General features: G+C 44.2%; 31 protein-coding genes, 1 other RNA gene and 1 pseudogene. 11 read left to right on the plus strand and 22 right to left on the minus strand.

What is annotated here, in order from left to right:
- Positions 1-2: 2 nt before the first annotated feature.
- The 5 genes from BAMF_RS30560 to BAMF_RS30580 form a co-directional block, all read right to left on the minus strand.
- Entirely contained in the window at positions 3-344 is a 342-nt protein-coding gene (locus tag BAMF_RS30560) for a YxeA family protein (RefSeq protein WP_013352503.1), read from the minus strand.
- A 655-nt stretch (positions 345-999) separates the two neighbouring features.
- Positions 1,000-1,332 (minus strand): chaperone CsaA, encoded by a 333-nt coding sequence (gene csaA / locus BAMF_RS30565; protein WP_013352504.1) that lies wholly within the window; start codon positions 1,330-1,332, stop codon positions 1,000-1,002.
- A gap of 69 nt (positions 1,333-1,401) precedes the next feature.
- Positions 1,402-2,112 carry an AraC family transcriptional regulator gene (locus BAMF_RS30570; RefSeq protein ID WP_013352505.1) on the minus strand — a complete coding sequence of 237 codons (711 nt, stop codon included), beginning with the start codon at positions 2,110-2,112 and terminating at the stop codon, positions 1,402-1,404.
- Between the two features lie 51 nt (positions 2,113-2,163).
- Complete coding sequence (locus tag BAMF_RS30575) at positions 2,164-2,730, minus strand: TetR/AcrR family transcriptional regulator (protein WP_013352506.1); 567 nt, start codon at positions 2,728-2,730, stop codon at positions 2,164-2,166.
- Positions 2,730-3,449 (minus strand): MBL fold metallo-hydrolase, encoded by a 720-nt coding sequence (locus BAMF_RS30580; protein ID WP_013352507.1) that lies wholly within the window; start codon positions 3,447-3,449, stop codon positions 2,730-2,732. The genes BAMF_RS30575 and BAMF_RS30580 overlap by 1 nt, the downstream gene beginning before the upstream one ends.
- 224 nt (positions 3,450-3,673) lie before the next feature.
- On the opposite strand from BAMF_RS30580, the gene BAMF_RS30585 reads away from it, so the two are divergent.
- Complete coding sequence (locus BAMF_RS30585) at positions 3,674-4,195, plus strand: hypothetical protein (RefSeq protein WP_013352508.1); 522 nt, start codon at positions 3,674-3,676, stop codon at positions 4,193-4,195.
- 29 nt (positions 4,196-4,224) lie between these two features.
- Here the strand turns inward: BAMF_RS30585 and czrA are convergent, their stop codons facing one another.
- Complete coding sequence (czrA, locus tag BAMF_RS30590) at positions 4,225-4,557, minus strand: Zn(II)-responsive metalloregulatory transcriptional repressor CzrA (protein WP_013352509.1); 333 nt, start codon at positions 4,555-4,557, stop codon at positions 4,225-4,227.
- Positions 4,558-4,748: 191 nt separating this feature from the next.
- Between czrA and BAMF_RS30595 the strand changes: the two genes are divergently transcribed.
- Positions 4,749-5,414, plus strand: coding sequence for a lysozyme family protein (locus BAMF_RS30595; protein WP_014470309.1), 666 nt, complete (start codon positions 4,749-4,751; stop codon positions 5,412-5,414).
- 60 nt (positions 5,415-5,474) lie between these two features.
- Here BAMF_RS30595 and BAMF_RS30600 read toward each other — a convergent pair whose 3' ends face one another.
- Together BAMF_RS30600 and BAMF_RS30605 are read right to left on the minus strand one after the other, a co-directional pair.
- Positions 5,475-6,011, minus strand: coding sequence for a DUF420 domain-containing protein (locus BAMF_RS30600; RefSeq protein WP_013352511.1), 537 nt, complete (start codon positions 6,009-6,011; stop codon positions 5,475-5,477).
- 145 nt (positions 6,012-6,156) lie between these two features.
- A complete protein-coding gene (locus BAMF_RS30605; protein WP_013352512.1) occupies positions 6,157-6,939 on the minus strand; it encodes a VLRF1 family aeRF1-type release factor in 783 nt (260 codons plus the stop codon).
- A 190-nt stretch (positions 6,940-7,129) separates the two neighbouring features.
- Between BAMF_RS30605 and BAMF_RS30610 the strand changes: the two genes are divergently transcribed.
- Together BAMF_RS30610 and BAMF_RS30615 are read left to right on the plus strand one after the other, a co-directional pair.
- A complete protein-coding gene (locus BAMF_RS30610) occupies positions 7,130-7,633 on the plus strand; it encodes an N-acetyltransferase (RefSeq protein ID WP_013352513.1) in 504 nt (167 codons plus the stop codon).
- 65 nt (positions 7,634-7,698) lie between these two features.
- Positions 7,699-8,676 carry a S66 family peptidase gene (locus BAMF_RS30615; RefSeq protein WP_013352514.1) on the plus strand — a complete coding sequence of 326 codons (978 nt, stop codon included), beginning with the start codon at positions 7,699-7,701 and terminating at the stop codon, positions 8,674-8,676.
- A gap of 36 nt (positions 8,677-8,712) precedes the next feature.
- Here the strand turns inward: BAMF_RS30615 and BAMF_RS30620 are convergent, their stop codons facing one another.
- The 7 genes from BAMF_RS30620 to BAMF_RS30650 form a co-directional block, all read right to left on the minus strand.
- Positions 8,713-9,093 (minus strand): hypothetical protein, encoded by a 381-nt coding sequence (locus tag BAMF_RS30620; protein ID WP_013352515.1) that lies wholly within the window; start codon positions 9,091-9,093, stop codon positions 8,713-8,715.
- A gap of 162 nt (positions 9,094-9,255) precedes the next feature.
- Positions 9,256-10,128, minus strand: a complete 873-nt coding sequence (locus tag BAMF_RS30625) for a 3D domain-containing protein (protein WP_013352516.1) — start codon at positions 10,126-10,128, stop codon at positions 9,256-9,258.
- 235 nt (positions 10,129-10,363) lie between these two features.
- On the minus strand, positions 10,364-12,142 hold the full coding sequence (recQ, locus tag BAMF_RS30630; protein WP_013352517.1) for a DNA helicase RecQ: 1,779 nt from the start codon (positions 12,140-12,142) through the stop codon (positions 10,364-10,366).
- Positions 12,143-12,249: 107 nt separating this feature from the next.
- Positions 12,250-12,435: non-coding RNA, 6S RNA (ssrS, locus tag BAMF_RS40780), on the minus strand.
- A gap of 218 nt (positions 12,436-12,653) precedes the next feature.
- Complete coding sequence (locus BAMF_RS30640) at positions 12,654-13,280, minus strand: FMN-dependent NADH-azoreductase (protein ID WP_013352518.1); 627 nt, start codon at positions 13,278-13,280, stop codon at positions 12,654-12,656.
- 145 nt (positions 13,281-13,425) lie between these two features.
- The gene (locus BAMF_RS30645; RefSeq protein ID WP_014470304.1) at positions 13,426-13,917 is read right to left on the minus strand and encodes a TraR/DksA family transcriptional regulator; all 492 of its coding nucleotides are present in this window, start codon (positions 13,915-13,917) and stop codon (positions 13,426-13,428) included.
- A gap of 82 nt (positions 13,918-13,999) precedes the next feature.
- Positions 14,000-14,380 carry a hypothetical protein gene (locus BAMF_RS30650; RefSeq protein WP_013352520.1) on the minus strand — a complete coding sequence of 127 codons (381 nt, stop codon included), beginning with the start codon at positions 14,378-14,380 and terminating at the stop codon, positions 14,000-14,002.
- Positions 14,381-14,472: 92 nt separating this feature from the next.
- On the opposite strand from BAMF_RS30650, the gene BAMF_RS30655 reads away from it, so the two are divergent.
- Positions 14,473-14,706 carry a hypothetical protein gene (locus tag BAMF_RS30655; RefSeq protein WP_014471901.1) on the plus strand — a complete coding sequence of 78 codons (234 nt, stop codon included), beginning with the start codon at positions 14,473-14,475 and terminating at the stop codon, positions 14,704-14,706.
- On the opposite strand, the gene BAMF_RS30660 is transcribed toward BAMF_RS30655, so the two are convergent.
- A complete protein-coding gene (locus tag BAMF_RS30660) occupies positions 14,693-15,175 on the minus strand; it encodes an Hsp20/alpha crystallin family protein (protein ID WP_013352522.1) in 483 nt (160 codons plus the stop codon). The genes BAMF_RS30655 and BAMF_RS30660 overlap by 14 nt on opposite strands.
- Positions 15,176-15,245: 70 nt before the next feature.
- On the opposite strand from BAMF_RS30660, the gene BAMF_RS30665 reads away from it, so the two are divergent.
- Together BAMF_RS30665 and BAMF_RS30670 are read left to right on the plus strand one after the other, a co-directional pair.
- Positions 15,246-15,449 (plus strand): hypothetical protein, encoded by a 204-nt coding sequence (locus BAMF_RS30665; protein ID WP_013352523.1) that lies wholly within the window; start codon positions 15,246-15,248, stop codon positions 15,447-15,449.
- 65 nt (positions 15,450-15,514) lie between these two features.
- A complete protein-coding gene (locus BAMF_RS30670; protein WP_013352524.1) occupies positions 15,515-15,748 on the plus strand; it encodes a hypothetical protein in 234 nt (77 codons plus the stop codon).
- A 44-nt stretch (positions 15,749-15,792) separates the two neighbouring features.
- Here BAMF_RS30670 and BAMF_RS30675 read toward each other — a convergent pair whose 3' ends face one another.
- The 3 genes from BAMF_RS30675 to BAMF_RS30685 form a co-directional block, all read right to left on the minus strand.
- Positions 15,793-16,137, minus strand: coding sequence for a PH domain-containing protein (locus BAMF_RS30675; protein ID WP_003153783.1), 345 nt, complete (start codon positions 16,135-16,137; stop codon positions 15,793-15,795).
- A gap of 104 nt (positions 16,138-16,241) precedes the next feature.
- Entirely contained in the window at positions 16,242-16,481 is a 240-nt protein-coding gene (locus tag BAMF_RS30680; RefSeq protein ID WP_232469738.1) for a hypothetical protein, read from the minus strand.
- Positions 16,482-16,542: 61 nt separating this feature from the next.
- Positions 16,543-16,746 (minus strand): DUF6501 family protein, encoded by a 204-nt coding sequence (locus BAMF_RS30685; RefSeq protein WP_007407979.1) that lies wholly within the window; start codon positions 16,744-16,746, stop codon positions 16,543-16,545.
- 182 nt (positions 16,747-16,928) lie between these two features.
- Between BAMF_RS30685 and BAMF_RS30690 the strand changes: the two genes are divergently transcribed.
- The 3 genes from BAMF_RS30690 (at position 16,929) to BAMF_RS30700 (ending at position 21,241) form a co-directional block, all read left to right on the plus strand.
- Positions 16,929-18,416: an aldehyde dehydrogenase family protein gene (locus BAMF_RS30690; RefSeq protein WP_013352526.1), complete on the plus strand. Its 1,488-nt coding sequence runs from the start codon at positions 16,929-16,931 to the stop codon at positions 18,414-18,416.
- A gap of 99 nt (positions 18,417-18,515) precedes the next feature.
- The gene (locus BAMF_RS30695; RefSeq protein WP_013352527.1) at positions 18,516-20,399 is read left to right on the plus strand and encodes a terpene cyclase/mutase family protein; all 1,884 of its coding nucleotides are present in this window, start codon (positions 18,516-18,518) and stop codon (positions 20,397-20,399) included.
- A complete protein-coding gene (locus tag BAMF_RS30700; protein WP_013352528.1) occupies positions 20,396-21,241 on the plus strand; it encodes a superoxide dismutase in 846 nt (281 codons plus the stop codon). The genes BAMF_RS30695 and BAMF_RS30700 overlap by 4 nt, the downstream gene beginning before the upstream one ends.
- Before the next feature lie 40 nt (positions 21,242-21,281).
- On the opposite strand, the gene BAMF_RS30705 is transcribed toward BAMF_RS30700, so the two are convergent.
- Positions 21,282-22,619 (minus strand): sodium-dependent transporter, encoded by a 1,338-nt coding sequence (locus tag BAMF_RS30705; protein ID WP_013352529.1) that lies wholly within the window; start codon positions 22,617-22,619, stop codon positions 21,282-21,284.
- Positions 22,620-22,818: 199 nt separating this feature from the next.
- Between BAMF_RS30705 and BAMF_RS30710 the strand changes: the two genes are divergently transcribed.
- A complete protein-coding gene (locus BAMF_RS30710; protein ID WP_013352530.1) occupies positions 22,819-23,790 on the plus strand; it encodes a bile acid:sodium symporter family transporter in 972 nt (323 codons plus the stop codon).
- Between the two features lie 27 nt (positions 23,791-23,817).
- Here BAMF_RS30710 and BAMF_RS30715 read toward each other — a convergent pair.
- Both BAMF_RS30715 and odhB read right to left on the minus strand, forming a co-directional pair.
- Positions 23,818-24,563, minus strand: a pseudogene (locus BAMF_RS30715) (MBL fold metallo-hydrolase).
- Positions 24,564-24,634: 71 nt separating this feature from the next.
- Positions 24,635-25,882: a 2-oxoglutarate dehydrogenase complex dihydrolipoyllysine-residue succinyltransferase gene (gene odhB / locus BAMF_RS30720; protein ID WP_013352532.1), complete on the minus strand. Its 1,248-nt coding sequence runs from the start codon at positions 25,880-25,882 to the stop codon at positions 24,635-24,637.
- Positions 25,883-25,891 lie beyond the last annotated feature (9 nt).

Genomic DNA, 25,891 nt, shown 5'->3' on the forward strand with positions numbered 1-25,891 from the left:
TGTTATTTCTTTAGATTAAATCGGCCTTTGATCTTTTCCGGCAGTTTATCGGATTTAATAGCTTCAGGTTCCCCAGTATATCCGTCATGGCTCCTCGGCACACGTACAATGTCCCCTTCTTGATAAGGCTTTTCAACAAAGAAAGAGACCATTTTTTTCTTACCTTTCTCGTTATACCCTTCTAAATTGTAAACGTAATTGTCTTTGTTTTCGTTTTTTTCTGCCTTTCCATGAATTTGAACATAATAATCGCTTTCTAGTACAGCGCCTCGATCAGCGCAACCTCCTAACATGAAAACCGATAGACAGCCTAATACTATAATAAAAACGGTCATTTTTTTCATTTTTCATCACTCCTTACTCCTTTTATAGTTCTTATCTAATACTTTATTGTGAAGAAATGCGGTTATCTTACACTCACCTTACTTTTTTGTAAGAATTCCTATACAAAAGTCGTGATTGTTTTACCCACATGATCATTGATGATGTGCTCGTTGGTAACAAAATGTGACGACCTCTTCACTTATTCCTCTATTTTGAGGACCGACAGAACTACATGATGTCTCTCTGTTTCGTTCTCCACTTCTGGATAAAGCAATGGTTCAGGCTGAACTATCGTTTATAGACTTATTTAAGTATATATACTTAACCAAGGGTCGGGTTCATAATGAGCTATACCTCGCCAGGTTCACAAAATTATGCTTCCAATTCCTCAAAGTAACTCTGCTTGAATTTTCGTTCCAATATACCAAAGAAATATCCCTTTAATCCCTTCTTAATCTGACCTAATTTAAACGCCCTGACGAGAGGTCATGCGGTAATTCAGCCCTCATTTCAATAATTTCTCTTGCATTTCTGCACCCGCCATGCTATATTCATATAGCGATGAGCTGAATTGTGTAAGCCGATGCACATGCCCTTGCGGCACACACGAATGTGGCGTGTGGTGTATCGCCTCAATACGCAAAAGACGTTTGCTTCTGCAAACGTCTTTTTTTATTATCCGATTTTCGTTCCGTTCGGTACGGTCTGCTCGGGCGTAAGCAGAACCACGTCTCCTTCTTCCGGGATGCCGCCGAGAACGAGTACTTCTGACTTAAATCCGGCAATCCGGCGAGGCGGAAAGTTGACAACAGCGGTGACCTGCCTGCCCGTCAAATCATCCGGTTCATACCGTTTTGTAATCTGGGCGCTTGATTGCTTCATACCGATTTCTTCGCCGAAATCTATTGTCATCTTTATGGCCGGCATCTTTGCTTCCGGAAATACTTCTGCTTTTACGACCGTTCCTATTCTGAGATCGAGCTTGATAAAATCTTCCATGACTGCCATTTCAAAAACTCCTTTTTTTACAATCATGATACCAAAAAAAGACGCAGTTTATTTAACCGATCTTCGGGTTTATTTATCCGTTTGAAAGGTGTTTCGGTAAGCGCGCGGCGTTATTCCCTTATGTCTGACAAACCATCTGGTAAAGGAAGACAAATTTTGAAAGCCGACCTCATACCCGATGTCTGTCAGCCGGTCTTTTGTTTCAATAAGCATTTGCTCCGCTTTCTTCATCCGAAGCTCGGCAATATAAGCTTTGGGGCTTTTCCCCGTCTGCCTTTTAAACCAGTCGGAATAATAAGCCGGGTGGTAATGTTCCATTGCGGCGAGCTCTTTGATTGTAAATGTCTTTGAGAGATTTCGGCGGATATACGCGATTGAATCATTCGCAGCGCTTTCTTGCATCTTTTCAGCAATATATTCTGCGAGCAGACTCAATGAATGAACCGACTGCTGCTTTGTCTCTTCTGTCAGCAGAAACCGAATTGATGCCCAAAAAGAATCAAGCTTATTGATAACGCCGGGTTCAAATGATCCTTTTAAAAAATATGCCGGCATGTCAAGTACGAGACATTCATTTCGTTCCAAAGAACGGAACCGGTGTTCATGCCCGGGCGGAATATACAGCATTTGATCCGGTTTTAATCTAATCTCACAGCTTTCTGTCTCCAAGTCCAGCTGTCCTTCAAGCGGAAAGAGCATTTGACAGTAGGAGTGAGTATGAGAATCAAAAATATGTGAATACGTGCGCCGTTCACAAATGAGGTGCTGTAATGAATCCATTTGTCCCTCCTTTTGGATAATCCGTTTTATTCATTAGTTTACATAATATTATTATTGTTCACTCGTTTGTAAACCTCTTAAAAAAGCAACAACGGCAAACTTCCGGCTTTCCTTAATTGATTCCGTTAATTCAAATGCACTCTGTTTTCTTAGCACGGCAAAGCCGTGAAGAAGGCTTCTCAGTCCTCTTGCGGCATGGATTGCGTTTTCGGGACGTGCATAACCATTTGCTGTCAGCTGCCTGACAACAAGATCCACAAGCAGGCTGGACAGCTTCTCAATTCGGCCGTCTTTTACTTTTTGAAATGTCGCTTCATATAATCCGGGATTGGCTTCGGCGAAATGGATATAGGCATCAGCAAGAGCGAGCAAAGCCGTTTCACCTGACAGGCCTGCTGAGGAGGCCGCCATTTTTTCATATAACATGGTTAAACCGGAGACGGCCAGCTCTGTTTTAATTCCATGAAGACCATCGACAAAATTATAAAGGGAAGGCGGTTTTACGTTTAAGGACTTTGCTACCGCCGCAAGCGTCACTTCGTTAAGCCCTTTTTCGTCAGCAATGTTTGATGCCGCTCCGATAATCATGTCAAGGCTCATTCCGACTCTCGGCGACATTATGATCGGCCTCCCGGCAGGCTGCGTTCGGCTTCATCAGCCGCCTCAGCCATCAAATCAGCGGGATTGTGGAGAACGTTTCCATGCCCGGCGGCCAAAATGCTTGGTTTATGAGAGATAAGTGTTCTTGCGGTTTTGACAGCTTCTTCTTTATTCCATGTAGCAAAAGCCGGAAACGGAAATCTCCATTTCAGCTTACCTGAAACAGCGAGGCCTCCCCGTACTTGAAAAGCATCTCCGACGATCAGCATATCGTTTCTCAGATCTTTAAAAGCGAGGCTTCCCGGCGTATGCCCGGGGGCGGGAATGACAAGCAAAGATCCGACCCGCTCGCCGCCTTTCAGCAGATGATCAGGCTCGGTCTGAATATGTTTCGGCACTCCTCCCTTTATCGGCGTTTGTGCTTCATGCTCAAATAAAGCAGTGTCACCTTTCAGCAAGAAAGAATCCCGTTCAGAAATATAGACGGAAGCATCCGGAAATTCCGCGGATAATGAGTCAAGCGAACCGACGTGATCTCCATGCGCGTGGGTGAGTAAGATGTTATTCAGCGGTTTCTTAAGCTTCTGTAATGCTTGTTTGATTCCTTTATGACTGTTGGGCAGTCCGGCGTCAATCAGGGTTACTCCTTCTTCCTCTTCAACCAAATAACAATTCACCGGGAAAAGCGCAGGAAAAAAGGTCAGTTGCCAAACGGTTCCGTATTGTAAGATTCTCATCAATATCCCCCTAAAAACTAATAGTGTTAGTTTTATTATAACTAATACCATTAGTTTTTCAAGAACTTTCTGTTTAAATCCTGATAAAGGCGCGGCGCTTCTCTTATACCAAAAAAAGAAACGCGCATACTGTGATAAAAGATGCTTTCAGCCTGCGAATAAATCAGACTACTAAAACCAGCCGGATAAGCATACACTACTCAACGGAGGGGGAGTTCCGCACCATGCATATCACACTTCAAAGCATCTGCCCTGTCTTAATGATTGCCTTTTTTCTGTATAAAAAGGTGAAACGGTCCGTCGGCTTTCAGCCTTTGAAGCCCCGCTGGCTTTATACAAGAATGATTTTGTTTTCATTGCTGGCCGCCGCTCTGGCGTTTTTCAGCATCACACACCCGGCTTTATACGGCCATCTGATATTCGGAACTTTTTGCGGCTGGCTTCTGGTCCTTTTTGCCAAACGGAACCTTTCTTTTGAAGAACGCCGCGGAAAAATGTATTTTCGCACTCATCTGTGGATTGAACTTATTCTATTAACGTTATTCATCTCGAGGTTTGTTTATCGGGTTATTGAAATTTACCGAGTCACAGCGGATTTCACCCATCCGGAGGCGTACAGCCAAACGGTCGGCGCAGATCCGCTGACCATCAGTGTCTTTTATTTCATTGCTGTTTATTACAGCGGATTCTCTTTTTATGTTTTAAAAACGAGCAGAGACCAAACCAATAACGGTCAGTACGGCTGACATCCCTGTCTAAAAAGCAGGGATGTTTTTTAATCGTGCCGCGTATGGTGAATCATTTGCTGAAGCACATCTAACACATGTTCATCCTCAGGAGAATAATAAATGGATGTGCCTTCTCTCCGTGATTTGACGAGGCGCAGATTTTTAAGAAAACGCAGCTGATGAGAAACGGTGGACTGCAGCAAATTCAGCTTTTCTGCGATATCATTTACCGCGTGCTCACCCTGTGACAGTAAATGGAGGATTCTGATTCTTGTCGGATCACACAGCGCCTTAAAGGTCTGGGCAACCAAAAATAATGTTTCCTCATCTAAATCGACAGCGGGGTCATTCTTGTTTCCGGATTCGTGAAATTCAGTCATATACCTCACCCTTCTTTTTTTAAGTAGCCCAATTATACCAAATGTCAATTGATGCTGATACATCCTGCGCCTGGCAAAAGAACCGTTATTTTAAATTTATGTTTCAAATACGGGTTTCTGCTTGGTTTCGCGCGGTTATCTGTGTCATAATGAAAAAGTCATAATGCTCCTGAAATTGAGGGTGAAACACAGTGGAGAAAAAGAAAAAAGGCTGTTTCGCTGCCGCGGGTCTTATGATGATATGTGTTTTTGTCATGGTTTCCTTCTTTCTCATCCTGTTATTTTCAAATAATGAATTGCTCAAAAGTCTTCCGTTTGATGTCAAACCGATCGTGCTTGAACGGCTGACAGATTACAAACCGCTCGTAGAAGACGAGCTGGATGAAAAAGGACTCACCAAATATACATCGCTGGTACTCGGCATGATATATCAGGAGTCAAAAGGAAGAGGAAACGATCCCATGCAGTCTTCAGAATCTCTGGGTTTAAAGCGAAATGAAATTAAAAACCCTCAAACCAGTATCAAACAGGGAATCAAACAATTCACTCTCATGTATCAAGCAGGCAAGAAAAAAGGCGTAGATTTGGATACGATTATACAAAGCTACAACATGGGAGTCGGCTATATTGATTTTGTGGCTGAACATGGAGGATCGCATACTGAGGAACTGGCAAAACAATACTCCGAGCAGCAGGTCAAAAAGAATCCGAAATTATACACTTGCGGAGGGAATAAAGACAATTTCCGTTATCCCTACTGCTACGGTGATTACACGTACGCAGAAAAAGTAAAAGCAAAAACCAAAACCGTTGAACAATCCTTAAATGTAACAACACTTGAAACGCTTGAAGAGTAAAAGGCGCCCTGTATGAGGGCGCCTTTTTTCAATAAAAAAACCGCGCAGAGCACGGTTTTTTTAATAATACGGCGATATCATTAAGTATACAATGACACCCGTCAGACTGACATACAGCCAGAGCGGCATCGTCCATCTGGCGATTTTTTTGTGACGCTCCACCTGCATGCTGAAGCCTCTGATCAGCGTAAACAGCGCAAGCGGCACGATAATGGCGGAAAGACAAATATGCGTAATCAAAATAAAGAAATAAATTCCGCGAATAATGCCGTGACCGCCGAATAAAGTGTTCTCAGCTATCGAGTGGTACACGACATAGCAGATCAAAAACAGCAGAGTCGTCGTAAACGCCGCTAAAATAAAGCGTTTATGCGCCTGAATGTTTTTTTGCTTAATCATAAAGAGCGCTGCCAGCAAAAAGATAAAAGTAAAGCTGTTAAAAATAGCATTTAACATTGGCAGAATATGAATATTGGCTATGCTGACCTCACCCGATTTCGGCATAAAAAACAGCACCGCAATTAACCCGTTGATCAGAACGGTCAATGTCAGCACGATACCGGTATAACTTTTAGGTTTGTTTTCTGTCTGGTTCATCTTATGACCTCTCTCAATTTTACTGACTATCCAAATGGTATGAGAATTCAGCTTTGATGTCAACGGTTTCGCCCGCTTCGTCAGAAATTAGACAAACTTAAGCCCTAAAAAGACCGGGTCTTAAGAAACCCGGCCTTTCGTTTTATTACGCTTCCTTTAACAGTTCTTCTATGACCTTATGCTCATTTTCATTCAGCAGATTTTTTTGGATGATTCTATCAATCGGTTTGTTCATATGGTGATCGAGAATATCGGCTGTTTCCTTATCCCCCGCGATTACGAGACGCTCCCATTTGTGTGATGCGGCCTTTTGATCAAGGTTTGAAGCCAATCGTTTATACAGCCTTTTTTGGTTTTCTTCGACATGGGCTTTGGCAGCGTCTTCGTCCATCGATGCGGAACTTTCACTTACATCCTGCGGTTTCCACGATTCATTGATGACATCGTATTGGTAATGCTCCACACCCTCAATCTTTCCGAGTACTGTTTCTATGATCTTCACTTCATTCTGCTGTGTGAGAATAAAAGCCGTGCTCGGATATTGTTCACGAAGATGTTCTAATTGGTCAAGAACAGCCGTTTCTTCCCAATAAAACCGTGTTTCAACAGGCACCTGCAATTCAATCGTCTCCCAGATACCGCCTTCTCCAGATGCAAAAAATACGAGACTTCGCGGCATCTCTTTACCGAGCCCATCAATATATTGATAGACACGTTCCATGATGCGGACGAGAGATTTTTCTTCTTCCGGATCACTGGCAGACAGATACTCCTTTAATCTCCGAAAACCGGTTTTTAAGGCGATTTTCCACTCTTCCCCCTGCTGGTCCGGATTTCTCATATCCGTGTTTACATATAAGGAGAGCATTTTATCAGGAGATTCCGTCATCACGTACTTCAATTTGCCGATGAGTGAGTCAATTGCCATTATAGATTCCTCCTTTTTCCGCTGCTCACTGTTCCTTTCCCTAACCTGGCGGCTTTAAAAACGTCAATCCACATATACACGGCAGACTTTTCTAAGAAAAGTTTTTGCAAAACCCATTTACAAACCAAGACATCATTTACTACAATGGATACTTGTGTTTGACTAAGATGTTTTGCACTGTGAAAGGAGTATGAATTTGTTTACTGCAGAAGAAAGAGACCAGAAAGAGCTGGAAAAAGAACTTCATAAGCTTGAATTTCAGATTTTCAGGATGCGGGAAAATCTGAAAGATGTATCTAAAGACGCGCGAGTGCTTGGTATTGATCAATCGAACAATGACGATTGGATCATTGTTTCCTCGATTGATGATGGCCAAACATGTAAGATTATGCTGACTGATTGTGAATCAGCCTACCTGGGAAGAGGATGTTTTTCACTGATCGCTTCCTATTATGAAAATGCCATTCATATCGGGGACATTAAAGGCCCGCCAAACCACGGATACGGCTCAATCTGCATGAAGTTTTTAAAACATATCGCCAGAGAGCAGAATATCCCGAAAGTGACGGGTGATATTGCTAAGCGTGATTGGGATCATGTCGACAGACTCATTCATTTTTATGAGAAGCATCAGTTTGATGTCTGGATTGACAATGATACGCAATCAGGCGGCATTAAATGGGTCGACCTGTAAAAAACAATAGAAAAACCCTCTTTTATATGGTGTAATAGATAAAACCATAAGAGGAGGGTTTTTTCTTGTACCCGGAAAAATTGAAAAAAGGTGACGGCATTCGTATTGTTTCTCCGGCAACAAGCATGTCCGTCATGTCAGAAGAAAATATAAATGCCGCAAAGACAAAATTGGAGGAGCTGGGTTTTTGTGTCTCTTTTTCAGAGTATGCGAAAGAAATAAATGAATTTGATTCATCATCCATTGAATCGCGTGTCCGGGATCTGCACGAAGCTTTCGCTGATCCTGACATCAAAGCCGTTTTGACGACACTCGGCGGATTCCAATCAAATCAGCTGCTCCGTTATCTTGATTATGAAATCATCAAGCGGCACCCGAAAATCCTTTGCGGCTATTCAGATATTACCGCCCTCGGCCATTCGATTTATCAAAAAACCGGGCTTGTTACATATTCTGGCCCCCATTTTTCTTCATTCGCCATGAAAAAAGGATTGGACTATACGATTGACTCTTTCTTAGCCTGCTGTGCTTCTGACACTCCGTATGAAGTACTGCCTTCAGCCGAGTGGAGCGATGACAAATGGTATATGGACCAGGAGGACAGACGTTTTTATCGGAATCCGGGACCGCTCGTCATTCAATCCGGTTATGCGGAAGGAACACTGATCGGAGGAAACCTATGCACCCTGAATCTTCTGCAAGGCACGGAATACTTTCCCGAGATGGAACAAGTAATTCTGTTTATAGAAGATGATCATATGTCTAACATTCATATGTTTGATCGGGATTTGCAGTCACTCATCCATCTCCCCGCTTTTTCAGCCGTGAAAGGAATTGTTATCGGACGGTTCCAGCATGCTTCAAATGTGTCTGAAGAGGCTCTGCGTGCCGTCATCCGTACGAAAGAAGAACTGTCGTCCATGCCCGTTATCGCAAATGCTGATTTCGGCCATACCACACCTCTGATGACATTCCCGATCGGAGGAACATGCAGGATAGAAGCCGGCTCAGAAGGCGGACGGATATGGATCGACCAGCATTAACACAAGAAGACGGGGCTGCTTTCCCGTCTTTTTGTGTTAATGCCCCGGCGTGCGCGGAGCGATCTTGAACCGGCCGTCAGCCGCTGGCATCACCCATACGGGCGCTCCTTCATAAAAACGGCTGATTTCTTCATGACACACGGCATGTGCCAGTTCGCGTTTATCATACGTTCCGTCTTGATTTTTCATGTCTAAAAGGAGAACAAGCCCGCACCTGCCATTCATCGTTACGCCGGTGTGTCTCACCTTTTCAATAACGGCGGGCCTTCCCTTCCCTCTTTCAAGCGCCTGAAACATCCTCAGAGCTGGCATAGACAATCCGATGACCAGCACAATGGCGCAAGCTGTGCATATACCTGCTTGAAATATCGGTGATTCTGTGAAGGCATTCCATAAAAATATAAGTTCCGGCTCCATTCGAATCATCCCTTCAGATGCCGTTTTCAAAATCATTGTCTCCATATCATATTCGAGGAACGCTTTTTCTTTTTCAGCATATAACGATTATACACAGACAAAAAAGGGAAGAAAAAAGAACACAAGGCATTTTGCCTTGTGTCCTTCACTCTCTATATGAAACTAGTCTAATACTTTAACATTTACTGTTCTGACGCCCCAGTTGTTAGCGTCACTTTTCTTTGCAACAAATACGTCAATTTTATTTCCTTTAATTGCGCCGCCTGTATCTGCTGCTGTTGCTACTCCGTAACCTTCAACATAAACCTTAGAGCCCAGCGGAATGACACTTGGGTCTACCGCGATGACTTTTGCATCAGGGTTTTTGTTTAAGTCAACTCCGGTTGCCGTTACACCGGAAATGCCGCCGTCGTTAGCAGAGTAAGCAGTTGCAGTCATTGTCAGCTGCTTTTTAGGCTCTTGTTGGTTTGTATTTGATTGAACAGGCTGCTGTTTTGCTTCGACAGCCTTCGCTTCTTGTTTAGGTTGTTGTTGTTCTTGAACAGGTTCTTGTTTAGGCTGCTCTTTTTGGACAGCTTCTTGTTTTGGCTGTGCTGTCTCTGCAGCTGGTTTTTGTTCAGTTTGCGGCTGGCTGGCTTCTTGAGCCGGCTGTGCAGCCTGAGCCTGACCTTTTACCTTTAAGGTTGTGCCTGCGTAAATGATATCTGATTGCAAGTTATTCAAGCTTTTCAGATTGTTGACTGATGTTCCGAATTTCTGAGCAATTTTCCAGAGGCTGTCGCCCTGCTTCACTGTGTACTGCCCAGATGTGGTTGTTTCTACTGAAGAAATAGTCAGTTTCTCTCCTTCAATGATTAAATCAGAAGATAACTGATTCCATTCTTTTAGGTCCTTTAGGTTCACTCCGTTTTTTTGCGAGATCCCCCAGAGCGTATCACCCTTTTGCACCGTGATTTCTTTTGCAGAAGCGTGAGCTCCAAATGCAGTTGTTGAAATTGCTGCAACTGCCACAAAGGACATAATCGTCTTCTTCATAAGTAAATCCTCCCTTGTTAGCTTTTTATTGGCGGCTAACAGGTGATATCGTAACATATGAAAATGTCAGTTCAATAACAAAACGATTTGATTTAGATTACAGTTCCTTTACATGAAACATTTCTCTCGCTTGGTAAGTCTTGCTGAAACCCTGATACAGCAAGGGGTTTCAAGCTTCTGATTTTTCCGTTGCGACCGGAAAACATAATGTGTAAATCTCTAAAAAAACTTTTTTTCACTCTGTTTCTCTTACATAATTTCGGATTTCTTCTAAAAAAAGCGCTCCGTATTTCAATCTTTTTTGTTCCCCTACCCCTTTTACGGAAAGAAGATCATGATCTGTTTTCGGAAGTTTCGCCGACATTTCTTTTAACGTCTGATCTGAGAACACGACAAATGGAGGCACGCCTTGTTCCGCTGCGATCTCTTTGCGGAGACGCCGGAGAATCTCAAATAATTCATCGTTTTCGGTAACGGCGGCGGCCTCTAAGGCTTCTTTTCTCGCGACTGCGCTCTTTCCAAGCAGAACATCCCTGCCTTTTTGTGTGACCATAAGCGTCGGAAATGTACCGTCCGCCATTCTGATATATTCATCTGAAATCAGGAATTCGATAAAATCACTGATTTCCCCTGTTGTTTGATGCTTCATAATGCCGTATGTGGACAGGCTGCTGAAGCCGTTTTCCAGCACTTTTTTATTTTTTGACCCGTTAAGCACCTGTGCGACCATCGTTTTTCCGAAACGCTCATTCATTCTGATAATACATGACAATACCATCTGCGCTTCTTTTGTGACGTCATGGGCTGTCCTTGTATCAGTGCAATTGCCGCATGCTCCGCAAGCTTCTGCCTCACTCTCGCCGAAATACTTCAGAATAAACCGCTGCAGGCAATCTTCCGTATGACAGTAATCCACCATCTGTCTCAGTTTTTTGAGATCCTGCTTTTGTTTTTCTTCTCCGGCTGCCGATTGGTCTATTAAAAAGCGCTGCACCATAATATCCTGCGGAGAAAACAAGAGCACGCACTCGCTATCGAGACCGTCGCGCCCGGCCCGTCCGGCTTCCTGATAATAGCTCTCCATATCTTTTGGAATCTGTGCGTGGAGAACGAATCTGATGTTGCTCTTGTCGATTCCCATTCCGAAAGCTGACGTGGCAACCATTACTTGTATCTGATCGTTAAGAAACCGCTCCTGCTGCTCTTTTCTGTCATCATCTGCCAATCCGCCGTGATAACGGCCGGCATTAATGCCGCTGCGTTTTAATTTCTCATATATACGGTCGGTTTCTTTTCTGGTCGCTGCATATATAATGCCGGCTTCGTGTTTATTTCTGTCCAGGTACTGCTCGATAAAACGGTCTTTGTTTTCGCCCTTTGCTACTTTGAACGTTAAATTCTCTCTGGCAAAACCGGTATAGACAGTATGTTCTTTATGAATATGAAGCTGCTTGCAGATATCATCATGAACCTCAGGCGTAGCCGTCGCCGTTAACGCGATAATGACGGGAGGTTCTTTTAATTCATTAAAAAGGATTTCAATATTCCGGTAACTCGGCCTGAAATCATGCCCCCATTGCGATATACAGTGAGCTTCGTCTATGGCGACAAGAGGAACCGTAATATTCTGCAGGATGTGAATGAATTCAGGAGAAGTCAAACGCTCCGGTGTTATGTAAAAGAGCCGGTAAGCCCCTTCTTTCAAACCGGTCAGTCGCTCATGAATGTCCCGGCTTGTCTGAGTGCTGTTAATATAAGCTGCCGCGATACCCGCTTCTTCAAGCGCGTCGACTTGATCTTTCATTAAGGAAATAAGAGGGGAAATAACGATAGTGGTACCTTCAAACAGAAGTGCGGGAATCTGATAGCAGATTGATTTTCCGCCCCCCGTCGGCATAATGCAGACCGTGTTTTTTCTCTCCTCTGCAACTGATTGTATCGCCTGCTTTTGGCCCGCGCGAAGACTGTCGTAGCCAAAATAATGCGCCAGAAGGGATTGGGCTTTATCCAGCATATGTTGTAAAACCTCACTTTGTCTTTGATTCTTTCATTTTATCATACTGATAAAGAGTTAAGCTCATAGGCATTCCAAAATAAAAAGCCATCTCCGCAAGGGAAATGGCTTTCGCTACGTATGCCGTACGCAAGTAAGAAAGTTTTAAACCACCACTCCTCAAAGTGGGTGTTTGCAGAAGCGTTCCTGTCGTCCTCTGCAATGGAGGCATGACATTCCGGCTCCGATATAAAACTCCCTATTACAGCTTAAAGGTTAAAACTTAATTAACAATACGAACACTGTAGCTTCTCTTATATCCTACACCATCAGTCGTATTTTGGCAAGAGGGTTAATTCTTTTACAGAAAACCTTTTTTCTGTGTAAAAAATGCTTTTATCTCCATAAAAGTTGTTTTTTCGACAAAATATCAATATATCAATATAAGATCACTGCGAAAGTTGTCACCAGTTTCTTCTATATATAATAGAAAAAACTCTTACACCCTAAAGGGCGCAAGAGTTTTTGGAAATTAGAATTTTGCAGCCAGATCTTTCGCTTCTTGCAGTCCTTTTTCAATGATCGCTTGAGCGTTATCCGGTGCGGCGTTATGGCCTTCAACGACAACAGTGTGCAGATCTTGAACTCCCCAGAAGCCGAGAACGGTTTTCATGAAGTTTAATGACATTTCAAGAGATGCCATCGGTCCTTCAGAATATACGCCGCCGCGTGCATTTAAGAGTGCTACTTTTTTATCCCCCATCAAACCTTTAGGCCCTTCAGGCGTGTATGTGAAAGTAACCCCTGCGCGAGACAGGTAATCAACATAAGTATGAAGCACAGCAGGCACTGTGAAGTTCCAAAGCGGGAATGCAAACACAACTTTGTCAGCTTTGACGAATTGGTTTAAGTAAATGTCAGCAGTTGATGCTTGTTTTTTCTCTTCGTCTGTCATTTCAATTCCTTTTGAAGCTTTGAATGTTCCGTTAATCATATCTCTTCCGAGGTAAGGAAGGTTTTCATTATGAAGATCAAGTTCGATCACTTCATCATTCGGATTGTTTTCTTTATAAGCAGCCAAAAACGCTTCGTATAATTTTACGGATACGCCTTCTTCAGCCGTACGGTCACTTGATTTTACAAATAATACTTGAGACATTCTAAATTCCTCCCGGTAATCTTTTAATATTTACTTACAAATAGTATGTTACTTTCTTTTTTATATAAAGTCAACGTTTTTATTTCGATTCCGAGATTTTTTTATGGAATAAAAAAACAGGTACATGTGAATGTACCTGCTGATATTATTGTGAATCCTGCTCGCGATCCAGGATTTCGTAAGTTTGTGAGCTTTTTTGATCAACGGTTTCTTTATTTGAGAGGTCTTTCACCTGCTCGTGGAAATCCCTTTCATATGACGGAGCGTCTGTTTTCACATCTCCCTCTGCTTCTCGCTGCGCTTCGACAGTCATTCTGGCGTACGGAACGGCTTCAAGCCTTTCATACGGAATTTCTTTTCCCGTTTTTTCGCATATTCCGTATGTTCCTTTATCGATTCGCTCGAGGGCGTCGTTCACTTCATCTAAAAGATTCTGATCGACTTCATCCAAGGTCTGATTCGTGACCCTGTCCAAATAAATGCTTCCGTGATCAGCTAAGTGATTATCTACTCCGTTCGACAGTTCCCCTGTGTCTTCACTCATTGAATGATTTTCTTTTGATTCTCCCTGAAGACTTTCCTTTAAATCGATTAATTTATGATAAAGACTGTCCCGCTGTTCTTTTGATAATGACATATTCAGCATCTCCTTTTTCGTCTGTATTCCTAGAGTCACAGTTATTACATACCCTCGAAAAAGGCGGCTGAAACAATGGAGATCAGTGCTTTCTCCCCCTGATCGTGACATTCGGGGCCGGCTGCTTTGTCTGTCTTTCTTCTTTTGCAGCATCATTTTGCTGGTTGTCCCGAAATTCTTCAGGGCAGGCTTTTTTGAGCTGATGCTCCGGCGTATGGTATGTGGCGCCGATATTCAGCATTCCGCTCAGCTCTCCTATATTCAGCTTTTCAAAATCAATGTTGTAGACGACTTTGTCCACTTTGACGCGCTCGATATGGACATATGTTTTTTCCCCTTCAATCGTTTGCGGCTCAGGATGACATTTATCCTGAAGCTCATCAAGCTGTTGCTCTACTTTCTTAAGCCTGTCTAGTTCTTCTTCACATACTTTTTTGAAAAGCTCTTTCATTATTTTTTTCAAGAAAAATCACTTCTTTCCCCGTCACTCTTGGAAAGTTCTATGCGTCCTGCATTACGAATATATAAACATGGTATACAAAAAGGAGGTGAATCATGATGTTTTTTCCATCCGTTATCAACTTTGAGCATATAAAAATGAACGGTGTCAGCGGCGGAGCGACGTTTAACACCGGTTCTTCCGTGATACTGAGGCGCACAGCCGTTAATAAAAGAAATGAAGGGTACGGTGAACAAAGCGGAGATTGCACCGTTGTCGTTATCCCTATCATGAGTATCGATGATACAGATCTAATCGACAGCACCGCCAATAAGGTCAGCCTTCGATAATGATTTGGCTTGCATCCCCCAGATGTTTAGCAATTGATATATATAAAATTCCGTCTTTGAACACCGCCTGCATTCCCTTCGTTCCCTGAGCGGAATGAGGAAGGTCGAGTTTTTTTTCGAAATCGCCGTATTTTCCGGTCTTCTGTTTAAAATCCTGTTCATTGAAGAAGGATTTTCTCGTGCCTTTTACGACAATATACTCTCCGTAGGACAGCAGCTGAACATCTTGTTTCCGGTAGCCGGGCAAATACAGCAAAAATTGGAGCTCATCATGGGTTTCCACAATATCTATAAGAGGAAAAGCATCCTCATTCTTTCTCATTTGCCCATCTCCCTGTTGAAAGGGAAAGTTAGAATGGCCGTTTTGAAATGATTTCAATTGTTCATCATCAAAAACGTTTTTCCAAAAATCGCCGCCGGACATGTTTTGCGCCATTTCCATCCATTGCTTCATCTTGTCGAAGTCCATTTTTATCGCCCCCTGTTTAAGCATACGGTCATAACAGCCGGCATACACCTGTATTAAAGGAGGTTTGCCTGTGGTTCAACCAACTCCATATATCAATATTAATATTTTCATGTTGAAAATTAATTCCTTTGAAAATGCTTCAGCGGTGAATGTCGGACAAAATTTACTGGCAGAATGGCAGAATTCTGATAAAAAGAATCAGGGATACGGACAGAATTTTGGGGATGCGAGCGGCTTTTTTGGCACGAACGGCAAAGTGGATGACAGGGATTAAATTGATTCTCCGTCTACCTTCGAGTCAGCATGCGATAAAATTCCCGCCGGGAAAGGAGGCCCATTATGATGTTTTCGCCGGTTTTGGTAAATGTAGGGGGCTTTAAAGTGAATGCGGCCGACCGCGGTTCTTCCATTACGATCGGCCCCTATCAGCAAATCGATTATTTTTTATCCAATAAGATCAACTACGGATTCGGTGAAGAAAATGGTGATTTGGCACCGATTTATATTCCCATCAGTTCTATTGCTGATCCGGATCTTATTGACTCGAACTCCGGAAAAACAAGCATTATCTAATAAAAAAGCCATCCGCCTGCATTCGGATGGCTTTTATGTCATATTTAACTGCATAAGTATTTTGTTAAGATGGCTTGAACCTCGGTCAAGTCCGTTTCTTTTGCAAATTCCAATTCGAATGTTTTTCCTCTTGTCATTAAAACAAGACCTGTATCGGGATCAAACATCCCAGCTTCTTGAATGGCGAAGCTTTCAATTGTTTTATATGGAAGGAAGACGCGCACTTTCTTTTTGGAGAACATTTTATTATCAAAGAAAATCACTCGTTTATTTGTAAAGCATATTTGGTCAACCCGCAGTTTATAAATCGTTTCGATCCGTTCTCCCTCAACGAGCAAAGCCTCCAGCTTTTTTGTGTCGGTTGATCTGCTGACAGAAAAAATTCCCAATGAAGAACCCCACTTTCTGCTTCTATACTATTGTTTTATTACAATCATAAAAAATAAGTTCTTTATCCCTATATAAGAATACGACATAGGCGGCATTTAAACCATTACGAACAGATTACATTTTTAGAACGTTCATTAGATAAGCCTTTTCGCGAAAGGTGCTCTGTTATGTAGTAATACGGTTCAGCGGATGAAAAGGTTTCAAGAAAACCATATTTTTTTCGAAAAGTCAGTTTTTTCTTTTCACGGTAAAAAACCGCGGCTTCTGAATGCCGCGGTTTCTGCAAAACATCAACGATCCGTATCATTGTTCTTTCTTTATAGGTATCTGAGATTTGATCCATCACAGTGTCAGCCTTCTTCTGATTACACCCGCTGAAGCTGTGCGAATAAATTCATTCAGCTTCAGACTTCTTCAAAATACTCTTTATAGAAACCGCCGACTTTATTTGTATTGTCCACCACAAAAATGAACTCTTCTGTTTCATTTTTGACTTCGTACTCTTTGCCGGGCGTCAGCACGTTTTTGACAATATATTTTTTCGCATCTGTATGTACGCATTTTACTTTTTTGACGCTTTCTTTTGTCTGCCAATTATTATGAATCATCTGTAAAACTCCTTTTCTTCATCGATAAGCTTATTGTAGCTGTTTTTTCCTGTGAATTGCAATAACGGTTATCAATTGATTTTACCGGGGTCTGTATTATAGAATGACTGTATGCGCTTACTTTGCGCGGACATCAAGATGCTCAAAACAGACCATAAAAAATTTCGGGAGGTTTGTTACGAATGAGTTCTTTAACGATGCAGATCACAAAAAGGCTGGAAACATTTTTACAGGGCACGAAGAAGCTTTATATTGACGGAAAATTTGTTCCGAGCGCTTCAGGAGCAACATTTGTCACGCCAAATCCGGCAACCGGAGAAACTTTGATGACGCTTTACGAGGCACAGGCTGAAGACATTGACAGCGCAGTGAAAGCGGCACGCAAAGCCTTTGATCACGGCGAATGGCGCACTATGCCGGCCGCTTCCAGAAGCAGGCTGATGTATAAGCTTGCCGATTTAATGGAAGAGCACAAAACTGAACTCGCGCAGCTTGAAACACTTGATAACGGAAAACCGATTAATGAAACAACGAATGGAGATATCCCGCTGGCAATCGAGCATATGCGTTATTATGCCGGGTGGTCCACAAAAATAACCGGACAAACGATTCCGGTCGCCGGCTCATATTTTAATTACACCCGCCATGAGCCTGTCGGCGTCGTGGGGCAAATCATCCCTTGGAACTTCCCGCTCCTTATGGCGATGTGGAAAATGGGCGCCGCCCTTGCCACAGGCTGCACAATCGTTTTGAAACCGGCAGAGCAGACACCCCTGACCGCCCTCTATTTAGCGGAATTAATAGATCAGGCGGGCTTCCCTGACGGCGTCATCAATATTGTTCCTGGGTTCGGCGAGACAGCCGGGGAAGCGCTGACCAACCATGACGATGTTGATAAACTTGCTTTTACCGGTTCTACAGAAATCGGCAAAAAGATCATGGAGAAAGCCGCGAAAAATATTAAGCGCGTAACACTGGAGCTTGGCGGTAAGTCACCTAACATCATTTTACCTGACGCCAATTTGAAAAAAGCCATTCCCGGCGCTTTAAACGGGGTTATGTTTAATCAGGGGCAGGTATGCTGTGCAGGCTCCCGTGTCTTCATTCACAAAGACAAATATGATGAAGTCGTAAGCGAAATGGTTTCATATGCGAAATCACTTCGGCAAGGAGCCGGCCTTCATCAGGATACCCAAATCGGGCCGCTCGTCAGCCAGGAACAGCATGAGCGCGTGCTTTCTTATATTGAAAAAGGAAAAACGGAAGGCGCCAAAGCTGTCACAGGCGGAAGCTGCCCGTTTGAAGAAGGGTATTTTGTCTCCCCGACCGTATTTGCGGATGTGGATGACAGCATGACCATCGCAACAGAAGAAATTTTCGGCCCGGTTTTAGCCGCCATTCCGTATGATACGGTTGATGAAGTTATTGAGCGGGCGAACCGCTCGGAATACGGCCTTGCAGCCGGACTATGGACCGAGAATGTGAAAAACGCCCATTACATTGCTGACCGTCTACAGGCCGGCACCGTTTGGGTCAACTGCTACAATGTTTTTGATGCGGCGTCACCTTTCGGCGGCTATAAGCAATCCGGCCTCGGACGGGAAATGGGCTCTTATGCGCTGGATAATTATACAGAAGTGAAAAGCGTCTGGATCAGTCTGGAAGATTGATTGATAAAACAAGAAACTGCTGCCTGCCAGCAGTTTCTTTCTTTTGTCATGCCGCCATTTGCATATGAATATATATGCTTCTGAAGGAGTTGAGCGAGTGTGAGCACTATTCATGAAAAAGTCAGAAGCCGCCAAAGGAAAACCATCTCCCTATTAAGAGAAAAGCAAAATGCGGACGGCTCATGGTCATTTTGTTTTGAAGGTCCGATTTTGACTAACGCCTTTCTGATCCTCCTCCTCACTTCTCTCGGAGACAATGATAAAGAACTGATCGCTGAGCTTGCTGAAGGCATCCGCGCGAAGCAGCGCCCTGACGGAACATTTGCCAACTATCCTGATGAACGGAAAGGAAATGTGACCGCCACTGTACAGGGCTATGTCGGCTTGCTGGCTTCCGGCTTATATAACCGTTCTGAAGCGCATATGATTCAGGCCGAACGCTTTATCATCTCAAACGGCGGCTTGCGTAACGTACACTTCATGACAAAGTGGATGCTGGCGGCAAACGGCCTATATCCATGGCCCGCACTGCACCTGCCATTATCTTTCTTAGTGATTCCCCCATCCTTCCCGCTGCATTTTTATCAGTTCAGTACATACGCGCGTATTCATTTTGTTCCGATGGCTGTGACGCTAAACAAAAGATTTTCGCTGAAAAACCCAAACGTTCCGTCTCTCGAGCATTTAGATCAGCATATGACCAAAAATCCGTTTACATGGCTTCGTTCCGATCAGGCAGAGGACAGAGACCTCGCTTCTCTTTTCGCACACTGGAAGCGGCTTTTGCAGATTCCTGCCGCTTTTCACCAGCTTGGTCTGCGTACGGCCAAAACGTATATGCTTGACCGGATAGAAGAAGACGGCACATTGTACAGCTATGCAAGCGCCACTATTTTTATGGTGTACAGCCTGCTCGCTCTCGGTGTATCACGCCACTCCCCCGTTATCAGAAAGGCGCTTGCCGGCACGAAAGCTTTACTCACGTCTTGCGGCAATATACCGTATCTGGAAAATTCAACGTCAACTGTTTGGGATACAGCGCTTCTTAACTATGCGCTTATGGAAAGCGGCATCTCAGATAACGATCAGATGATCACCAGCGCCGCTCGATTTTTGCGTGAACGGCAGCAGACGAAAGTAGCGGATTGGGCCGTTCACAACCCGCATGCAGAACCGGGAGGATGGGGTTTTTCAAACATCAACACGAATAATCCTGATTGTGATGACACAGCCGCAGTGCTTAAAGCCATCCCGCGAAAACTTTATCCCGCCTCATGGGAGCGCGGACTGAGCTGGCTTTTGTCAATGCAAAACAGTGACGGGGGCTTCTCTGCTTTTGAGAAAAATGTAAATCATCCCCTGATCCGCCTGCTGCCGCTTGAATCGGCTGAGGAAGCTGCCATCGACCCTTCAACAAGCGATTTAACTGGACGGGTGCTGCACTGTTTAGGAAAAGCGGGGCTTTCATCGGATCATCCCCAGGTTGAAAAGGCCGTTCAATGGCTGATCCGCCATCAAGAGGAGGACGGATCGTGGTACGGCAGATGGGGTGTCTGCTATATTTACGGAACATGGGCGGCGCTGACGGGCATGAAGGCTTGCGGTGTCAGCCATAACCACCCGGCCGTGAAAAAAGCGATCCGCTGGCTGAAGTCCATTCAAAACGAGGACGGAAGCTGGGGAGAATCCTGTAAAAGCGCAGAAATCAAAACCTATGTCCCGCTTTCTTACGGGACGGTTATACAGACGGCGTGGGCGGCGGAAGCTTTGCTACAATACGAAAAACCTCATCACCAAGCCGTCACAAAAGGTATATCGTTTCTTATTGAAAACCGGCATTACGAAGGAGCTCATTTCACCTATCCGACTGGAATCGGCCTTCCGAAGCAGTTTTACATCAAGTATCACAGCTACCCGTATGTGTTTTCTTTGCTTGCGCTCAGCACTTTCATGAAAGTGAGTGAAAAGGAGGAAGAAAAATGAAACGGCACGCTTATCAAACCGAGATGCTGAATTGGTGTGAAACCTTGAAGGAACAAGTCATTCAGCAAGGGCGGTTCGATCGCTTCGCGGCACAAATCGACCGGATTTTTCACACCCTTCAGGATGATGGATTAACGGAGGCGGAATGGTACGAACAGGCATCAGCTCTTTACCGGGACATTTCCGAATCGGAAGAGCCGGAGGAGCGCAGAGCCTATGTGCCGATCGGCAAGCATGTTCTGCCTAAACTGCCTTACAGTTATTCCGCCCTGGAACCGTATATTTCAAGGGAGATTATGAAACTTCACCATACAAAACACCATCAAAGCTACGTTGACGGCCTGAATAAAGCTGAACTTGAGCTGAAAAACGCGCGCCAGACGAAACAGTACGACTTAGTGGCGCATTGGGAGCGGCAATTGGCATTTCACGGCGCCGGCCATTATCTGCACAGTATTTTCTGGTTTTCCATGAATCCAAACGGAAAAAGACGGCCGACGGGCGCTCTCTTTCAAATGATTGATGTGTCATTCGGCAGCTATTCTGCTTTTAAAGAACAATTTTCTCAGGCAGCGAAAAAAGTCGAAGGAGTCGGCTGGGCTATCCTTGTCTGGGCGCCGCGCTCGGGACGGCTGGAGATTTTGGCCGCTGAGAAGCATCAGCACTTCAGTCAATGGGACATCATCCCTTTGCTCCCTTTGGATGTGTGGGAACACGCTTATTATTTACAATATAAAAACGACCGCGCGGCTTACGTGGATCAATGGTGGAATGTCGTGGATTGGCGTGAGGCGGAGAAACGGTTTGAGCAAGCGCACCGCGTGATGTGGCCGCTTTATTAAAAAAAGCCCCCGTTTAGAACGGGGGCCTGCTTCTTTTGATTTAAAAAATACCGAGCACGTGCAGAAAAACGATAATAATAGCTACAGGAGACACATAACGGATTAATAAGAGCCACACTGTAAACCATTTTCGTTTTATGCCTGAACCGCTTTTCAATTCGTCAAACAGCGCCTGTTTCGGAATTTTCAGCGGTACGAAAACGGCAATTAAAAGCGCGCCCAGCGGCATTAAGACATTGCTGACCAGAAAATCCGCAGCGTCAAAAATACTGCGGTGAAAAATGGAAACATCACTCAAAATTCCGTACGACAGCGCCGAAGGCACTCCGACAATAAATATTGCAAGCCCCCCGAGCCATGCATACCGCTTTCGTTTTGCCGAATCGCCTTTTGACAAAACGGCAACCAAAATCTCAAGCATTGAAAATGCTGATGTCAGCGTCGCAAATAAAAACAGCAGCAAAAAGGCGAGTAAAAACACGATGCCGAACGGCATTTGGTTAAAGATGGTCGGAAGCACGTTAAATAAAAGCTGCGGGCCTTGATCCGGCTTGAGGCCGAATGAAAATACCGCCGGAAAAATCGCCACTCCCGCCATCACGGCAACAAGAACATTTAATACCGTCACCGAAACTGCGGATTGAACAATATTTTCTTTTTTTTCTAAATAGGCGCTGTATGTAACCATTACGGACACACCGACGCTTAACGAGAAAAATGACTGTCCCATCGCGTATAATATGGTATTGGCATCCATCGCGCCAAAATCAGGCATGAAGAAGAATTTTAACCCCTTCGCTGCATCATGGAGCGAAACGGAGCGGATCATTAAGAGAATAAACAGAATAAACAGAGCCGGCATGAGCACCTGGCTTACTTTTTCGATGCCGCTGCTCACCCCTTTTGCAACAACTAAAATCGTCATCACGATAAACAGCAGCTGTCCGAAAACCGCTGCATAAGGGTTTGAAATGGTATTGATAAATAACGTATCAAATCCGGATGAGAGCGATAAACCGCCTGTAAAGCCTTTTATAATGTAGATTAATATCCATCCCCCCACTACGCTGTAGAAGGATAATAGAATAAAACACGTAATGATTCCGAGATATCCGATCCAGTGCCACTTTTTCCCCGGCGCAAGCGCCTTGTAGGATTCAACGGCGTTTTTTTGTGTTTTTCTGCCGATAATAAATTCAGCAAGCAGAAGCGGCAGTCCGATTAAAATCGTAAATAAAATAAAAACGAGCAGAAAAGCGCCGCCTCCGCTGGTTCCCGCTACGTAAGGGAACTTCCATATTGCGCCGAGCCCGATTGCAGAGCCGGCCGTAGCTAAAATAAATCCCAGCTTAGATGACCATTGATTAGCTTCTTTCACTTCAGCACTCCCAATTCATTTCAGTGTAAAAATTAATTTTAAGAATATATGTCTGAATAGTCAAGAAGATATTAGTTTACATAATATCATTATTTATAACTAATGTTTAATATTGAATTATTCAGAATATTATTTATAATGGAATACAGAAAAGTCAGTCTCATTTTTTGACTGATTGGATGAAAAAGGAGCTGTGTTTATGGAATGGTTGAAAAAAATAAGCGGGTTTGCGGGACAAACTTTCGGCTTATGGGTGATCGTCTTTGCTGGTTTAGGATTCGCCTGCCCTGATTTGTTTTCTTGGATCAGTTCTTATATGACAATTTTTCTGGGTATTATTATGTTTGGTATGGGGCTTACTCTTCAAGCAGACGATTTTAAAGAATTAATCAGAAAACCTTGGCATGTCGTGATCGGAGTCATAGCCCAGTTTACGATTATGCCGCTTACGGCTTTCTGTTTATCAGTCGGGCTCCGCCTGCCCGCAGAAATTGCAGCGGGCGTCATTCTGGTCGGCTGCTGTCCGGGCGGCACCGCCTCAAATGTCATGACCTTTTTAGCAAAAGGCAATACGGCGCTTTCGGTTGCGGTCACCACGATCTCAACATTGCTTGCTCCTATTGTAACGCCGGCACTCATTATGCTGTTTGCGAAAGAGTGGCTCCCTGTTTCTTTCGGCTCACTGTTTGTTTCAATTATGCAGGCCGTGCTTTTACCGATCGTCCTCGGAGTGATTGTGAAGCTATTCTTCAGAAAACAGGTCGGACAAGCTGTTCACGCGCTTCCTCTCGTGTCTGTAATCGGCATCGTAGCGATTGTTTCCTCTGTTGTCAGCGTAAATCGTGAGCACCTGCTTCAATCAGGACTGCTGATTGTATGCGTGGTCATCTTACATAACGGAATCGGCTATTTGTTAGGATTCCTGGGTGCAAAGCTGTTCAGAATGGATTATGCTTCGCAAAAAGCGATTGCGATAGAAGTCGGAATGCAAAACTCCGGATTGGGCGCGGCGCTTGCAACAGCCCACTTTTCCCCCCTTTCAGCCGTACCGAGCGCCATTTTCAGCATATGGCACAATCTGTCTGGATCAATTCTCGCCACTTATTGGTCAAAGAAAAAAGAGAAAAACAGCATCGGAGAGGATGAAAACGTAAAGATTCCGCTTTCATAACTGAACAAGGATAGGCGGCTGCCGCCCCTATCCTTGTTTTTTCTGCAGGTCACGAAGCAAGTGCAGGAGCGCTTTTTTACATTCCCCTGAAACACACCTCCATGATAACAAATCAATTGACGGATATCGTAATCGAGCAGGCGCTGTACGGAACGGACCGCATCATCCATATGTAACGTATAGCGGGGATTCGCAAGGTTCAGCTTTCCGTCTTCAATGACGACCGCATCACCTGCGATCATTGTTTTTTCGGCAGGCAGATAAAGGCTGATATGGCCGGGTGTATGACCCGGCGTGGCTACAATGCGAATGCCTCCGCACCAAGGCAGCAGCTCGCCGTCAGTTACTTGCCGATGAACAGGAGCCGCTTCGACTGATTGAAGTGAGCGGATAAACTGTTTTGCATAAGGTTTTGCCTCCTCTGGCAATGAACAAAACGTTGATTCAGCCTGCTTAAGCCGTAATGATTTTTTAGAGCCGTCAATATACGGCGCTTCATGTTCATGTGCTGTCACGCTGATACCCGGGTACAGACGGTGCAGTGCAGCGAGTGAGCCGATATGGTCTATATCGTGATGTGTTGCAATGATTTTTGACAGTGACTGAAGCGACAATCCATGCCGGACAGCAGCATTTTGAAGATGATTTATAAAACCGGGATATCCGCAGTCTATTAAAACCGTGTCATGTTCGTCTTGCAGAAGAACCGGAGTGATAGAATGCAATTCTTCATTATATTCAAATTCAATCTCAAGCGGATAACAGCTTTTCATATACAACTCCCCTTCTCTCAAATAAAAAAGTACACCGCTCATAAGGGCAGTGTACTTTTTGTCTGTCTCCATTATCCTTCTAATAACAGCTGTTCCGGATCTTCCAGCAGGTTTTTAATTGTGACAAGGAATCCGACCGCTTCTTTACCATCTACGATTCTGTGATCATATGATAATGCAAGGTACATCATCGGACGGTTTTCAGAACGCTCTGCATCAATCGCTACAGGGCGCAGCTGAATTTTGTGCATACCTAAGATTCCGACCTGAGGGCTGTTTAGGATTGGTGTTGACATAAGCGAGCCGAATGTACCTCCGTTTGTGATCGTGAAGGAACCTCCTTGCAGCTCACCTAATGTTAATTTATTGTTTCGCGCTTTCTTCGCAAGTTCGCCGATCTCTTTTTCAATGCCGGCAAATGTCAGACGATCAGCGTCACGTACGACTGGGACGACAAGCCCTTCTTCAGCCGCAACGGCGATACCGATGTCATAGAATTTTTTCACGATCAGCTCATCACCTTGAATTTCAGCGTTTAGGAGCGGGTACTTTTTCAAAGCTGCCACTACGGCTTTTGTAAAGAAAGACATGAAACCGAGTTTTACTTCGTTTTGCTCAAGGAATTGGTCTTTACGGCGTTTTCTTAAATTCATAACGGCCGTCATGTCCACTTCGTTAAATGTCGTCAGCATCGCAGAAGTCTGCTGCACTTCAACCAATCGTTTCGCGATCGTTTGTCTGCGGCGGGACATTTTTTGCACTTCAACAGGTTTGTCAAAGCTTTGCTGTGTTTTTTGAGCCTGCGGTTTCGTCTGTGCCGCAGGTTTTGAAGCCGGTTTTTCATAAGCTTCCACGTCTTGTTTGCGCACGCGGCCGAGCGGGTCCCCCGTCGGAATTTGTGAAAGATCAATTCCTTTTTCCCTTGCCAGCTTGCGTGCAGCCGGAGACGCTACCGTTCTGGATTTCGCTTCTGATTGTGCTTCCTGGCTGACTTCTTGTGCAGCCGGTTCAGCTTTTGCTTCCTCTTTCGTTTGTTCTTTGGCTGGAGCACTTTCGGAAGGGGCAGGTGCAGAACTTTCGCCAGCGCCTTCTGTAATGGTACCGATAATTTCTCCTACTTGGACGGTATCACCCGAATCTTTCAATACCTCTTTTAGAACACCCGATTCTTCTGCTGTCAATTCAACATTTACTTTGTCCGTCTCAAGTTCAAGCAAGTACTCACCCTGTTCTACATAGTCACCGGGCTGCTTTAACCATTGGGCTATCGTTCCTTCTGAGATTGATTCTGCTAATTCAGGTACCTTAATTTCCGCCATTTTTTCATT

The organism is Bacillus amyloliquefaciens DSM 7 = ATCC 23350, from assembly GCF_000196735.1.
GTDB classification, from domain to species: domain Bacteria; phylum Bacillota; class Bacilli; order Bacillales; family Bacillaceae; genus Bacillus; species Bacillus amyloliquefaciens.

What these genes read in the sequence shown, in the direction of transcription:
- BAMF_RS30560 (WP_013352503.1), bottom strand. Translation starts at nt 344, where the DNA reads ATGAAAAAAATGACCGTTTTTATTATAGTATTAGGCTGTCTATCGGTT.
- csaA (WP_013352504.1), bottom strand. Translation starts at nt 1,332, where the DNA reads ATGGCAGTCATGGAAGATTTTATCAAGCTCGATCTCAGAATAGGAACG.
- BAMF_RS30570 (WP_013352505.1), bottom strand. Translation starts at nt 2,112, where the DNA reads ATGGATTCATTACAGCACCTCATTTGTGAACGGCGCACGTATTCACAT.
- BAMF_RS30575 (WP_013352506.1), bottom strand. Translation starts at nt 2,730, where the DNA reads ATGTCGCCGAGAGTCGGAATGAGCCTTGACATGATTATCGGAGCGGCA.
- BAMF_RS30580 (WP_013352507.1), bottom strand. Translation starts at nt 3,449, where the DNA reads ATGAGAATCTTACAATACGGAACCGTTTGGCAACTGACCTTTTTTCCT.
- BAMF_RS30585 (WP_013352508.1), top strand. Translation starts at nt 3,674, where the DNA reads ATGCATATCACACTTCAAAGCATCTGCCCTGTCTTAATGATTGCCTTT.
- czrA (WP_013352509.1), bottom strand. Translation starts at nt 4,557, where the DNA reads ATGACTGAATTTCACGAATCCGGAAACAAGAATGACCCCGCTGTCGAT.
- BAMF_RS30600 (WP_013352511.1), bottom strand. Translation starts at nt 6,011, where the DNA reads ATGAACCAGACAGAAAACAAACCTAAAAGTTATACCGGTATCGTGCTG.
- BAMF_RS30605 (WP_013352512.1), bottom strand. Translation starts at nt 6,939, where the DNA reads ATGGCAATTGACTCACTCATCGGCAAATTGAAGTACGTGATGACGGAA.
- BAMF_RS30610 (WP_013352513.1), top strand. Translation starts at nt 7,130, where the DNA reads ATGAATTTGTTTACTGCAGAAGAAAGAGACCAGAAAGAGCTGGAAAAA.
- BAMF_RS30620 (WP_013352515.1), bottom strand. Translation starts at nt 9,093, where the DNA reads ATGGAGCCGGAACTTATATTTTTATGGAATGCCTTCACAGAATCACCG.
- BAMF_RS30625 (WP_013352516.1), bottom strand. Translation starts at nt 10,128, where the DNA reads ATGAAGAAGACGATTATGTCCTTTGTGGCAGTTGCAGCAATTTCAACA.
- recQ (WP_013352517.1), bottom strand. Translation starts at nt 12,142, where the DNA reads ATGCTGGATAAAGCCCAATCCCTTCTGGCGCATTATTTTGGCTACGAC.
- BAMF_RS30640 (WP_013352518.1), bottom strand. Translation starts at nt 13,280, where the DNA reads ATGTCTCAAGTATTATTTGTAAAATCAAGTGACCGTACGGCTGAAGAA.
- BAMF_RS30645 (WP_014470304.1), bottom strand. Translation starts at nt 13,917, where the DNA reads ATGTCATTATCAAAAGAACAGCGGGACAGTCTTTATCATAAATTAATC.
- BAMF_RS30655 (WP_014471901.1), top strand. Translation starts at nt 14,473, where the DNA reads ATGATGTTTTTTCCATCCGTTATCAACTTTGAGCATATAAAAATGAAC.
- BAMF_RS30660 (WP_013352522.1), bottom strand. Translation starts at nt 15,175, where the DNA reads ATGGACTTCGACAAGATGAAGCAATGGATGGAAATGGCGCAAAACATG.
- BAMF_RS30670 (WP_013352524.1), top strand. Translation starts at nt 15,515, where the DNA reads ATGATGTTTTCGCCGGTTTTGGTAAATGTAGGGGGCTTTAAAGTGAAT.
- BAMF_RS30680 (WP_232469738.1), bottom strand. Translation starts at nt 16,481, where the DNA reads ATGGATCAAATCTCAGATACCTATAAAGAAAGAACAATGATACGGATC.
- BAMF_RS30685 (WP_007407979.1), bottom strand. Translation starts at nt 16,746, where the DNA reads ATGATTCATAATAATTGGCAGACAAAAGAAAGCGTCAAAAAAGTAAAA.
- BAMF_RS30690 (WP_013352526.1), top strand. Translation starts at nt 16,929, where the DNA reads ATGAGTTCTTTAACGATGCAGATCACAAAAAGGCTGGAAACATTTTTA.
- BAMF_RS30700 (WP_013352528.1), top strand. Translation starts at nt 20,396, where the DNA reads ATGAAACGGCACGCTTATCAAACCGAGATGCTGAATTGGTGTGAAACC.
- BAMF_RS30710 (WP_013352530.1), top strand. Translation starts at nt 22,819, where the DNA reads ATGGAATGGTTGAAAAAAATAAGCGGGTTTGCGGGACAAACTTTCGGC.
- odhB (WP_013352532.1), bottom strand. Translation starts at nt 25,882, where the DNA reads ATGGCGGAAATTAAGGTACCTGAATTAGCAGAATCAATCTCAGAAGGA.